Origin of the sequence: Streptomyces sp. NPDC049837, assembly GCF_040674455.1 — a bacterium.
GTDB lineage: Bacteria > Actinomycetota > Actinomycetes > Streptomycetales > Streptomycetaceae > Streptomyces.
Genome location: NZ_JBFAMP010000010.1, coordinates 19,992 through 31,724 on the forward strand (window position 1 = coordinate 19,992; position 11,733 = coordinate 31,724).

Annotated in this window: 12 protein-coding genes and 1 pseudogene; 10 read left to right on the forward strand and 3 right to left on the reverse strand. The window is 71.5% G+C overall.

From position 1 onward, the window contains the following. The first annotated feature begins 47 nt into the window (after window positions 1-47). The 9 genes from AB0J57_RS25475 (at window position 48) to AB0J57_RS25515 (ending at window position 8,674) form a co-directional block, all read left to right on the forward strand. Window positions 48-1,028 (forward strand): FKBP-type peptidyl-prolyl cis-trans isomerase, encoded by a 981-nt coding sequence (locus tag AB0J57_RS25475; RefSeq protein ID WP_366130605.1) that lies wholly within the window; start codon window positions 48-50, stop codon window positions 1,026-1,028. 45 nt (window positions 1,029-1,073) lie between these two features. Continuing rightward, window positions 1,074-1,448: an FKBP-type peptidyl-prolyl cis-trans isomerase gene (locus AB0J57_RS25480; RefSeq protein WP_366130606.1), complete on the forward strand. Its 375-nt coding sequence runs from the start codon at window positions 1,074-1,076 to the stop codon at window positions 1,446-1,448. A gap of 151 nt (window positions 1,449-1,599) precedes the next feature. Next, window positions 1,600-2,556: a WYL domain-containing protein gene (locus AB0J57_RS25485; RefSeq protein ID WP_366130607.1), complete on the forward strand. Its 957-nt coding sequence runs from the start codon at window positions 1,600-1,602 to the stop codon at window positions 2,554-2,556. Window positions 2,557-2,572: 16 nt separating this feature from the next. Then, on the forward strand, window positions 2,573-3,541 hold the full coding sequence (locus AB0J57_RS25490; RefSeq protein ID WP_366130608.1) for a WYL domain-containing protein: 969 nt from the start codon (window positions 2,573-2,575) through the stop codon (window positions 3,539-3,541). Between the two features lie 141 nt (window positions 3,542-3,682). Next, window positions 3,683-3,940 (forward strand): hypothetical protein, encoded by a 258-nt coding sequence (locus AB0J57_RS25495; protein ID WP_366130609.1) that lies wholly within the window; start codon window positions 3,683-3,685, stop codon window positions 3,938-3,940. 20 nt (window positions 3,941-3,960) lie between these two features. Beyond that, a complete protein-coding gene (locus AB0J57_RS25500) occupies window positions 3,961-4,158 on the forward strand; it encodes a hypothetical protein (protein ID WP_366130610.1) in 198 nt (65 codons plus the stop codon). Window positions 4,159-4,378: 220 nt separating this feature from the next. Continuing rightward, the gene (tatA, locus tag AB0J57_RS25505; protein ID WP_366130611.1) at window positions 4,379-4,663 is read left to right on the forward strand and encodes a Sec-independent protein translocase subunit TatA; all 285 of its coding nucleotides are present in this window, start codon (window positions 4,379-4,381) and stop codon (window positions 4,661-4,663) included. A 77-nt stretch (window positions 4,664-4,740) separates the two neighbouring features. After that, the gene (gene tatC / locus AB0J57_RS25510) at window positions 4,741-5,691 is read left to right on the forward strand and encodes a twin-arginine translocase subunit TatC (RefSeq protein ID WP_366130612.1); all 951 of its coding nucleotides are present in this window, start codon (window positions 4,741-4,743) and stop codon (window positions 5,689-5,691) included. 160 nt (window positions 5,692-5,851) lie between these two features. Continuing rightward, complete coding sequence (locus AB0J57_RS25515) at window positions 5,852-8,674, forward strand: DEAD/DEAH box helicase (RefSeq protein ID WP_366130613.1); 2,823 nt, start codon at window positions 5,852-5,854, stop codon at window positions 8,672-8,674. A gap of 56 nt (window positions 8,675-8,730) precedes the next feature. On the opposite strand, the pseudogene AB0J57_RS25520 reads toward AB0J57_RS25515, so the two are convergent. Further along, window positions 8,731-9,647, reverse strand: a pseudogene (locus tag AB0J57_RS25520) (ADP-ribosylglycohydrolase family protein). On the opposite strand from AB0J57_RS25520, the gene AB0J57_RS25525 reads away from it, so the two are divergent. Then, window positions 9,573-9,755, forward strand: coding sequence for a hypothetical protein (locus tag AB0J57_RS25525; protein WP_366130837.1), 183 nt, complete (start codon window positions 9,573-9,575; stop codon window positions 9,753-9,755). The pseudogene AB0J57_RS25520 and the gene AB0J57_RS25525 overlap by 75 nt on opposite strands. 28 nt (window positions 9,756-9,783) lie before the next feature. Here AB0J57_RS25525 and AB0J57_RS25530 read toward each other — a convergent pair whose 3' ends face one another. Both AB0J57_RS25530 and AB0J57_RS25535 read right to left on the reverse strand, forming a co-directional pair. Next, complete coding sequence (locus AB0J57_RS25530; protein WP_366130614.1) at window positions 9,784-10,635, reverse strand: siderophore-interacting protein; 852 nt, start codon at window positions 10,633-10,635, stop codon at window positions 9,784-9,786. A gap of 49 nt (window positions 10,636-10,684) precedes the next feature. Beyond that, window positions 10,685-11,590: a 5'-3' exonuclease gene (locus AB0J57_RS25535; RefSeq protein WP_366130824.1), complete on the reverse strand. Its 906-nt coding sequence runs from the start codon at window positions 11,588-11,590 to the stop codon at window positions 10,685-10,687. Window positions 11,591-11,733 lie beyond the last annotated feature (143 nt).

Here is an 11,733-nt window from a genome sequence, read left to right on the forward strand (position 1 = left end):
GCGAAGACCTATAGATCCGAGATCCCGACCAAGATACGAGGCATTCCGTGCGCCGTCGCTCCCTCCTACTCGCCGTCCCCGCCGGCCTGCTCACCCTCGCGGGCTGCGGTGACGACAAGCCCGACCAGGCCAAGACCGACAAGAGCCCGTCCACTCCCACGGAACCCTCCGCGAAGATCGTGGAGGGCCCGCTGCCCGCCATCACGGCGGGGACGAAGTTCGGTCAGAAGCCGACCGTCGCCAAGGGCCCGGGCAAGCCGTCGTCCGACCTCGCGGTGAAGACGGTCGTCGCGGGCACGGGCCAGACGGTCGCCAAGGGTGACTTCCTCCAGTTCGACTACCTCGGGCAGGTCTGGGACTCGGCGAAGGTCTTCGACAACTCCTACGACCGCGGCGTGCCGCTGACCTCGCGGATCGGCGTGGGCCAGCTCATCCCGGGCTGGGACCAGGCGCTGCCCGGCAAGAAGGTCGGCAGCCGGGTCGAGCTGGCCATCCCCCCGGCGCTCGGCTACGGCACGCAGGGCAACCCGCAGGCCGGCATCAAGGGCACCGACACGCTGGTGTTCGTCGTCGACATCCGCGGCTCCTTCAACGGCAAGAGCTCCGCCAAGGGCAAGGAGGTCGCCCAGGACAACATCGACCTGCCCAAGGTCGGCACCAACACCGACGGCAAGGCCCCCTCCATCGACGTACCGAAGAAGGCCGCGCCCAAGGACCTGGTCGCGAAGTACGTCCTGGAGGGCGACGGCCCGGCCGTCAAGCCCACGGACAAGCTGCTGCTCCAGTACAAGGGTGTCCTGTGGGACGGCGGCAAGGAGTTCGACGCCAGCTACAAGCGGGGCGAGCTGGCCGAGTTCCCGCTCCAGAGCCTGATCAAGGGCTGGCAGCAGGGCCTCGCCGGCAAGAAGGTCGGCAGCCGCGTGATGCTCGTCGTCCCGCCCGAGCTGGGCTACGGCGCCCAGGCGTCCGGCGACATCCCCGCCAACTCCACCCTGGTCTTCTCACTCGACATCCTGGCCGTGATGTAAGACTGTCCCGGTTGATCAGTACATCTCTGAGGAGCACTGTTTTTCGTGAACATCGACAAGCCCGAGATCGACTTTCCCGAGGGCCCGGCGCCGACCGAGCTCCAGATCGAGGACATCTGGGAGGGTGACGGTCCCGAGGCCAAGGCCGGTGCCACGGTCCAGGTCCACTACGTGGGCGTGGCCTTCTCCACCGGTGAGGAGTTCGACGCGTCCTGGAACCGCGGCAAGCCGCTGGCGTTCCAGCTCGGTGCCGGCCAGGTCATCCAGGGCTGGGACCAGGGCGTGCAGGGCATGAAGGTCGGTGGCCGCCGCAAGCTGACCATCCCGCCGCACCTCGCGTACGGCGACCGCGGCGCCGGTGGCGGCGTCATCGCGCCCGGCGAGACGCTGATCTTCGTCTGCGACCTGGTCGCCGTCTGACGGTCACCCCGAGGGCCCGTGCCGCCAGGTACGGGCCCTCGGCCTTGCCACGAGGCCCGGTGCGGCGGCCGGACGCGACTTTTGCCGCGACACCCCGGGGCGGTACGTTGAGCGGTAAAAGTGACTCCATAAGAAGAGGTGCAGGGCGTCGATGGCCATTGCCAAGGCCGAGCGGCTGATGAATCTGGCGCTGTGCCTGCTGGGAACCCGGCGCCCGCTCAGCAAGCGGGAACTGCGCAGCTCGATCGAGGCCTACCTGGAAGCCGGCTCCGACGACTCCTTCAACCGGATGTTCGAGCGCGACAAGGACGATCTGCGCGAGCTCGGCCTGGTCATCGAGACCGTGGAGAACCTGGACGGCGAGACCGGATACCTCGCCCGCCGCGACTCCAACCGGCTGCCCCCCATCCAGCTCGACGCCGAGGAGGCCGCCGCGCTGGGCCTCGCCGCCAAGGTCTGGCAGCAGGCCCGGCTGGCCGGCGCCGCCAGCGGCGCCCTCCAGAAGCTCCGCGCGGCCGGCATGCCCGAGGCGGAGGACTCCTACGACATCCCGCACAGCGCCCTCGAACCGCGCATCCCGGTCCACGAGGCCGCCTTCGAGCCGCTGATGCTGGCCTGCCGGGACCGGCGCCCCGTCGTGTTCGAGTACCGCAAGGGCAACGCCGCCCGCCCCGAGACCCGGCACGTCGAGCCGTGGACGCTGGAGTGCTGGCGCGGCCACTGGTACCTGGCCGGCTGGGACCGCGACCGGGGCGCCGAGCGCGTCTTCCGGCTCTCCCGGATCACCGGCAAGGTCCGCTCCCGCGCCGGGGCGTTCACCGCGCCCGTACCGGACGTGTCGACCGTGCGCGAGACCGTCGAGAGCTGGGCGGGGGAGACGGCGACGCGGTCCGCCCGCATCCGGCTGCGCACCGACTGCGGCTACCCGCTGCGCGCCCGCGCCCTGTCGGTACGGGAGCTGGGGGACGGCTGGGACGAGCTGGAGATTCCGTACGGGCACGGACTGGACGCCTGGCTCGTCGAGTTCGGCCCGGACGTCGTCGTACTGGAACCGGCCGATCTGCGGGCCGATGTGGTGGACCGGCTGCGCGCCGTGGCCAAGGGCTGAGGGGGACGGAAAGACGATGGCCGCGAACGCGATCGACCAGACCAGGCGGATGCTGTCCCTGGTGACCTATCTGCGTGAGCGCCCCGGCGCCCACGTCGGGGACGTCGCACGGGCGTTCGGCATCACTGAGGACGAGCTGATCTCCGACCTCGACGTACTGCCCATGTGCGGGACCAGTTTCCGGGGCGGTGACCTGCTCGACATCGACACGGACGGCGAGCAGATCTGGTGGCACAACCCCGACGACGTCGCCGAGCCGCTGCGGCTCGCCGCCGACGAGGCGACCGCGCTGCTGGTCGCGGCGCGGGCCGTCGCCACCCTGCCAGGGCTGCGCGAGGGCGACCGGGAGGCGCTGCTGCGCGCCACCGCCAAGCTGGAGGCCGCGGCGGGGGAGGCGGCGGGCGCGAGCTCCCGGCTGTCGGTGACGTTCGAGTCCGAGGGCGGTGTGTTCGCCGAGGTCGACCGCGCCATCTCGGAGCGGCGCCGGCTGTGGCTGCGTTACTACTCGCCCGCGCGGGACGAGCTGACCGAGCGCGAGGTCGACCCGATCCGGCTCTTCGCCGTCGGCCACACGTACATGGAGGCCTGGTGCCGCCTGTCCGAGGCCCGGCGCACCTTCCGCCTCGACCGGGTGGCCGAGATCCGGCTGCTGGACGAGCCCTCCGCGCCGCCGGAGATCGAGCTGCGCGATCTGTCCGAGGGCCTGGTCCAGCCCTCCGCCGACGACCCGGAGGTCGTGGTCGAGGTGGGGCCGGGCGGCCGGTGGGTGGCCGAGTACTACCCCCACGACAGCGCGGAGGAACTGCCCGACGGGGGCTTGAGCATCACGCTGCGCACGCCGGACCCGGCGTCGCTGCGGCGGCTCGCCCTGCGCCTGGGCAGGGAGGGCCGGATCGTCTCCCCGCCGGAGCTGGCGGCGAGTGCCCGGCAGGCGGCGTGCGAGGCGCTGGCCGCGTACGACGACCAGGAGCAGGACCAGGAGTAGGCGGAACCGCGCCGGTCGAGCCGCGGTACAGGCCCCGTACAGGTCCCGTACGAACCCGCGTACGGGCCCGGTACAGCCGCAGTACAGCCCCAGTTCAGGCAGCCGTTGAGGAAATTGATGGAATTGAGGGATTCGTCCGTGATGTCCGGAGTCTTCTCGTCGCCGTCGGCCCCGGTCGCCCCGGTCCTCTTCAAGGCCGCCTGCCCCGAGTGCCAGGCCCGCTTCGAACTCTCGGCCGGCTCCCTGCGGCTGGCCATCGGTGCCAGTCGCCGCACCACCTTCTACTCCTTCACCTGCCCCGAATGCGGCTCGGCCGTGCGCAAGCCCGCCGGCGAGCGCATCGTCGAGCTCCTCACCGGCGGCGGAGTGCGGACGCTGCGCCTCCACTCCACTGTCTGAGTGTCGTCTAGGCTCTGCGCATGTTCTGGCCCATGCTCGCCATCGCCCTGGGGTTCCTCGGTATCGCCGTCCTCGGCGTCCTCGGCATCCGGGTGTTCATCGAGGCGCAACGCCTCGGTCGCCAAGTGACGCACACCACACAGCGGATCAATCGCGCCGCCGAGGACCTGGAGCGGGCGGCCACCGATCTCGCCCGTACCGGCGACAGTTTGCGATGACGCGCGGTCTCCTCGCACGCAGGTGCGGGAGGTACGCTGCTGATTCCGGCGCGGGTGTTCCCTGGTGTTGAGGTGCCTGCCCGGAACGCGGAGTATGCACGGGGATTGCCCGGCGTTTACCCGTGCGAGTTACGATCCTTGCAGCATGGGGCTGGACAACCGTCCGGTCGCACAGGTAAGTCCCACTCCCCCAGCCGCCTCGGTGAGAAGGAAGTAGCACATGATCGGCAATCTGAAGCCCCTCGAGATCGTTCTGATCATCGTCGTCATCCTGCTGCTTTTCGGCGCCAAGAAGCTTCCTGAGATGGCTCGTTCGCTGGGCAAGTCGGCTCGCATCCTCAAGAGCGAGGCGAAGGCCATGAAGAAGGACGACGCCGAGTCCGCCCCCGCGCCCACCACGGACACGACGGCCCAGCAGCAGCCCGCCCCGCGCACGATTCAGGCCGCCCCCGGCGACGTGAGCAGCGCCCGCCCGGTCGCGGAGCAGAACACCACCAAGAGCTGACGCACACGCGCGCGGATTACGCGCTGCGCGTTACGCGCTGACGGCTGCCGCACATCGCACGAGACAAGGGAAGTGGGTTGCTCAAGTCTGCCCGCAAGCGGGAGAAGAACGACGAGGGGCGGATGCCCCTTGTCGATCATTTGCGTGAACTGCGGAACCGGCTGCTGAAGTCGGTAATCGCCATTGCGGTAGCGGTGATCGTCGCGGCCTTCTTCCAGAAGGCCATCTTCGAGTTCCTGATGGAGCCGATCCTGGAGTCGGTCGGCTGCACGGGAGGCCGGGTCGTCACCAAGGACGGCAGGCCGTGCGCGGACATGACGACCAACGGTCTGCTGTCGCCGTTCACGATCGCGCTCAAGGTGGCGCTGATGGCGGGCGTCCTGGCGGCCACCCCGGTCTGGCTCTACCAGCTCTGGGCGTTCGTGGCCCCGGGCCTGCACAAGCAGGAGAAGCGCTACGCGCTCGGCTTCGCGGCCATCGGCGTCCCGCTCTTCCTCCTCGGGGCGTGGGTCGCGTACACGATCCTGCCGCAGACGGCGGAGATCATGCTGAGCTTCACGCCGGACGGCGCGAAGAACCTGATCCCGCTCGACGACTACCTCGACCTGATCACCCGCATGGTGATCGTCTTCGGTCTGGCCTTCGAACTGCCGCTGCTGCTGATCCTGCTGAACTTCACGGGCGTCCTCACCGGGCGGCGCATGCTCCGCTGGTGGCGGGGCATGATCATCGGCCTTACGGCGTTCGCCGCGATCGCCACCCCCGGCGGTGACCCGCTCTCGATGATCCTGCTGGCCGGTCCGCTGGCGGTGCTCTACTTCATCGCGGTCGGCATCTCGCTGCTCAACGACCGGCGCCGGCAGTTCAGGAACCCCGACCGCGGGCTCTCCGACGACGAAGCCTCCGCGCTGGACCTCACCCCCGCGGCCATCGACGCGGCCGAGCCCATCCCCTCCGTCCCGGCGCTGCCCGAGCAGGCGGACGGCAGTCGCTCACAGCGGGTGAACGGGTACGACGACATCACCTGACCTGTGCGCCCCCGGCGCACGCCCATGCGGAACGAAGGCCCTCCAGGAGCCCCCTGGTGGGCCTTCGGCCGTTCTCGCTGCGTAGCCCCATGGTCACGGGCCGGCGGGCCGATTAAAGATCGGCTGACTGTCAGTGCCGGCGGGTAGGCTCGATAGCAAGATGACAGAAGAACTCACACCCGCGGAGGCGTACGCGGCCGCCAGGCTCCGCGCCGCCGAGCAGGCAACCGCGCTCGCTGCTTTCCGCGCCCTCTACGACTTCGAGCTGGACCCGTTCCAGGTCGAGGCCTGCCGTGCCCTGGAGGACGGCAAGGGAGTACTCGTCGCGGCGCCCACCGGCTCGGGCAAGACCATCGTCGGTGAGTTCGCCGTGCACCTCGCCCTGGAGCAGGGGCGCAAGTGCTTCTACACCACGCCCATCAAGGCCCTGTCGAACCAGAAGTACGCCGACCTGGTCAAGCGGTACGGACCGGGCAAGGTCGGCCTGCTGACCGGCGACAACAGCGTCAATTCCGAGGCCCCGGTCATCGTGATGACCACCGAGGTCCTCCGCAACATGCTGTACGCGGGCTCGCAGTCCCTCCGGGGCCTGGGCTATGTGGTGATGGACGAGGTGCACTACCTCTCCGACCGGTTCCGCGGAGCCGTCTGGGAGGAAGTGATCATCCACCTCCCGGAGTCCGTGACCCTGGTGTCGCTCTCCGCGACGGTGTCGAACGCCGAGGAGTTCGGCGACTGGCTCGACACCGTCCGTGGCGACACGGAGGTGATCGTCTCCGAGAGCCGGCCGGTGCCGCTGTGGCAGCACGTCCTGGCGGGGCGCCGGATCTACGACCTCTTCGAGGAGGAGACCGACCACGGCGGCCGTGGGTCCGCCCGGCGGGAGGTCAACCCGGACCTGGTCCGCCTGGCCCGCATGGAGAACTCGCGCCCGTCGTACAACGGCCGTGACCGGCGCCGCGGCCGGGAGGCCGACCGCGAGCGGGAGCGGCGGCAGCGGTCGCGGATCTGGACGCCCGGGCGGCCCGAGGTCATCGAGCGGCTGGACGCCGAGGGGCTGCTGCCCGCCATCACGTTCATCTTCAGCCGGGCCGGCTGCGAGGCCGCCGTTCAGCAGTGCCTGTACGCGGGCCTCCGGCTCAACGACGAGGAGGGGCGCGCGCGGGTCCGGGAGATAGTCGAGGAGCGCACCGCCTCCATCCCCACCGAGGACCTGCACGTCCTCGGCTACTACGAATGGCTCGAAGGCCTGGAGCGGGGCATCGCCGCGCACCACGCGGGCATGCTGCCGACCTTCAAGGAGGTCGTCGAGGAGCTGTTCGTACAGGGCCTGGTCAAGGCCGTGTTCGCCACCGAGACGCTGGCGCTCGGCATCAACATGCCCGCCCGGTCGGTGGTGTTGGAGAAGCTGGTCAAGTGGAACGGCGAACAGCACGCCGACATCACCCCGGGTGAGTACACCCAGTTGACCGGGCGCGCGGGCCGGCGCGGCATCGACGTCGAGGGCCACGCGGTGGTCCTCTGGCAGCGCGGCATGGACCCCGGCCACCTCGCGGGCCTGGCCGGTACGCGTACGTATCCGCTGCGCTCCAGCTTCAAGCCCTCGTACAACATGGCGGTCAACCTGGTCGACCAGTTCGGCCGGCACCGCTCGCGCGAGCTGCTGGAGACGTCGTTCGCGCAGTTCCAGGCGGACCGGTCGGTCGTCGGCATCTCCCGCCAGGTCCAGCGCAACGAGGAGGGGCTGGAGGGCTACCGGGAGGGCATGACGTGCCACCTCGGGGACTTCGAGGAATACGCGCGGCTGCGCCGCGAGCTGAAGGACCGTGAGACGGAGCTGGCCAAGCAGGGCGCCGCACAGCGCAGGGTGGCCGCCGCCACGTCCCTGGAGCGGCTCAAGCCGGGTGACGTCATCCATGTGCCGACCGGCAAGTTCGCCGGGCTGGCGCTGGTGCTGGACCCGGGCCTGCCGGCCGGGCGGTCCAACGGCCACCGTGGCTTCGAGCACGTCGACGGGCCGCGCCCGCTGGTCCTCACCGCCGAACGGCAGGTCAAGCGGCTGGCGTCGATCGACTTCCCGGTGCCGGTCGAGCCGCTGGAACGGATGCGCATCCCGAAGTCGTTCAACCCGCGTTCCCCGCAGTCGCGGCGCGACCTGGCGTCCGCGCTGCGCACCAAGGCCGGGCACATAGCCCCGGAACGGCACCGCAAGCAGCGCTCCGCGGCCGCCGACGACCGCGAGATCGCCCGCCTGCGCACCGCGCTGCGCGCGCACCCGTGCCATGGGTGCAGCGAGCGGGAGGACCACGCGCGGTGGGCCGAGCGGTATCACCGCCTCCAGCGCGACACACGCCAGTTGGAGCGGCGCATCGAGGGGCGGACGAACACGATCGCCCGCACCTTCGACCGGATCGTCGCGCTCCTGACCGAGATGGACTACCTGCGCGGCGACGAGGTCACCGAGCACGGCAAGCGGCTCGCCCGGCTCTACGGCGAACTGGACCTGCTGGCCAGCGAATGCCTGCGCGACGGCGTCTGGGAGGGCCTCAACCCGGCCGAGCTGGCCGCGTGCGTCTCGGCGCTGGTCTACGAGGCCCGGCAGGCGGACGACGCGGTCGCGCCGAAGCTCCCGTCGGGCAAGGCCAAGGCGGCGCTCGGCGAGATGGTGCGGATCTGGGGCCGGCTGGACGCGCTGGAGGAGGAGTTCCGGATCAACCAGGCCGAGGGCGTCGGCCAGCGCGAACCGGACCTGGGCTTCGCCTGGGCCGCCTATCAGTGGGCCTCCGACAAGAGCCTCGACGAGGTGCTGCGCGAGGCCGAGATGCCGGCGGGCGACTTCGTCCGCTGGTGCAAGCAGGTCATCGACGTGCTCGGCCAGATCGCGGTGGCCGCGCCCGGCGAGGGCAGCACGGTCGCCAGGAACGCCCGCAAGGCGGTCGACGCACTGCTGCGGGGCGTCGTCGCCTACAGCTCGGTGGGCTGACGCGCCCGTCGTCCTACATCAGGGCCCGGCCGGGCTTCCCGGCCGGGCCCCGCGCGTCACCGTGGGGGACCGGCCGCGAGGGCCTCGGCCAGCGCGACGAGTTCCGGCGCGCGCAGCACCCGCCCGCCGTGCCCCGGCAGCGGCACGTGCAGGGCGGCCACCCAGCGCCCCGGAACCGCCCCGGCCCCGTACACCGCACCCGCCAGCATGCCAGTGACGGCCGCGACCGTGTCGGTGTCACCGCCCAGGTCGATCGCCGCCGCCAGGGCGTCCTCGAACGAACCGGTCGTCCGCAGCGCCCAGAGCGCCGAACCCAGGCACGGCCACACCGCCCCGTTGAACTCGGTGGCCCGGTCCGGGGTGCCAGTCGGGTGCCAGGACGGTTGACCAGCGGGCCCGGTGATCCGCGTGGACGGCGGCCAGGGCGTCCGGCACGGCCGCCAGAGGGTCGCCCCCGTCCAGGGCGACCCGGGCCAGCTCGTGCAGTACGGCCGCGCCCCTCCCACGCGGCACGGTCGCCGTGCGTGAGCGCCGCGAGCCGCCGGGCGGCGTCCATGGTCCCGGTGCGGCCGGCGTTCGCGAAGTACACGGCGGATGTGGAGGCCCGCATCAGCGAACCGTTGCCCGCGGCGCGCCCGTTCGACCGGAAGTGGAGCGCGGCCGCGCGGTTCCAGGGCTCGCCGTTCGTCAGGACGTCCTCGGTCTGGAGTCCGATGTCCTTCGGCTCACCGGCCGCCCACCGCCGGAACCGGTCGAAGACGTCCGGGAGGTCGAGCCCATGGCGTTCCAGCAGTGACTCGCCGACGAGGACGGCCATCTGTGTGTCGTCCGTGGCCTCGCCCGGGTCCCAGCCGCCCCCTCCGCACATCTCGCCGGCGCCGTCCGGGAAACGGGCGGAGTGGACACCCGGCAGGCCGAACTCGAAGGGCGCGCCGAGCGCGTCACCGACGGCGGACCCCAGGACGGTGCCGATGACGCGGTCGGCGCGGCCGGTGGGGTGGGCGCGGCCGGAGGGGTGGGCGTGGCCGGTGGGCTCTGTCGGGCCGGTGCGGCCGAGGCGGTCGGTGGGGCCGGGGGCTGACATGCGGTCAGCCTAGGGGCCCGCTGTGTCAGGCGGCGGCCGGTGGGGTTTCCTGCTCGCGTTCCACCTGCTCGTTCCAGTCGCGCTTGATGGCGCGCCAGGCCTCGTCCGTCTTGCCCAGGCGCCAGTAGCCGGAGATGGAGAGGCGTTCGCGCGGCACCTGGCGCTCCAGGCGGAGGTGGCGGCGCAGGTCCTTGACGAAGCCGGCCTCGCCGTGGACGAAGGCGTGCACGTCGCCGGGCGGGAAGTCCAGGGCCTGGACGGCGGACAGCAGCGCGTCGCCGACCGGGCGGCCGGCGCGGTGGAGCCAGCGGAGCTCGACGCCGGCCGGCAGGGCGATCTTCTGCTCGTCGTCGGGCGACTCGACCTCGATGAAGGCGTGCCCGACGGCGCCCTCCGGGAGCCGTTCCAGCGACGCGGCGATCGCGGGCAGGGCGCTCTCGTCGCCCACCAGGAGGTGCCAGTCCGCCGCCGGGTCCGGCGCGTAGCCACCGCCCGGCCCCAGGAAGCGGACCGTCTCGCCCACCCGGGCCCGCGCCGCCCACGGGCCGGCCAGGCCCTCGTCGCCGTGGACGACGAAGTCGACGGTCAGCTCCCGCTGGGCGGGGTCCCACGCCCGTACCGTGTACGTACGCGTCGTGGGCCACTGCTCGCGCGGGAACTCCTCCCGGATCCGCGTCATGTCGAACGGCTCCGGGTAGGTCACGCCCGGCGCCGGGAAGACCAACTTGATGTAGTGGTCCGTGAACTCGTCCGCGGCGAACCCGGCCAGCCCCTCGCCGCCGAGGACGATGCGCACCATGTGCGGCGTGAGCCGCTCGGTGCGCACGACACGCGCCTCCTGCGCCTTGGGTGCCTTACGGGCCGGCTGTTCCGCCACGGTGGTCTCCCGGGGAGTGTGGTTGCTTAGGCTTACCTAAGCTAACACCTCAGCCCCGGAGCGTCGTGAGAAGCCGCTCCAGGGAGCCTCCCAGCCCCCACCGCGCCGCCAGCTCCTCCAGCGCCGCCGCGTCGCGCGGCTGCGCCGGCAGCGCCGGGTCGAACTCCGGCAGCGGCACGTCACCGGCGACCCGCACCACCTTCGGCGCGACCGCCAGATAGTCCCGGGACTCGTCCAGTCGCCTCCGCTGCGCGGGCGTCAGCTTCGAGCGCGGATCGTCCACCGCCGCCATGATCCCGGCCAGGTCGCCGTACGTGTCGAGCAGCTTGGCCGCCGTCTTCTCACCGATGCCCGGCACGCCCGGCAGCCCGTCGCTCGGGTCACCGCGCAGCAGCGCCAGGTCCGCGTACCCCGGCCCGTCCACCCCGTACTTCGCGCGCAGCCACGCCTCGTCCGTCACCTGGAGCGTGCCCACCCCCTTGAGCGGGTACAGCACCCGCACGCCCCGGGCGTCGTCCACCAACTGGTACAGGTCCCGGTCACCCGTCACGATGTCCACCGGCCCCGCCGCCCGCCCGGCCAGGGTGCCGATCACGTCGTCCGCCTCGTACCCGGCGACGCCCACCCGGGCGATCCCCAGCGCGTCCAGCACCGCCTCGATCACCGGCACCTGGGGTGACAGCGTGTCCGGGATCTCCTCCTCGTCGGGGCCCACTTCCGTCTCCTCGGCGACCCGGTGCGCCTTGTACGACGGGATCAGCTCCACCCGCCAGGCCGGCCGCCAGTCCGCGTCCATGCAGGCCACCAGGTCGTCCGGCCGCCGGTCCTGCACCAGCCGGGCGATGAAGTCCAGCAGCCCGCGCACGGCGTTGACCGGCGTGCCGTCCGGTGCCCGCACGGAGTCGGGGACCCCGAAGTAGGCGCGGAAGTAGAGAGAAGCGGTGTCGAGGAGCATCAGGCGTCGCGTCACATCTCCGATCATGCCGCACCCCACTGACACCCGGCGGCGCGTGACGTGACGCCGCGTGAAGTGGATCACCTTTCCGTTTGTCCGGTGTGCGCAAGGGCAGGTGCGGCACCGGAGCGGGCTCTGTCCTG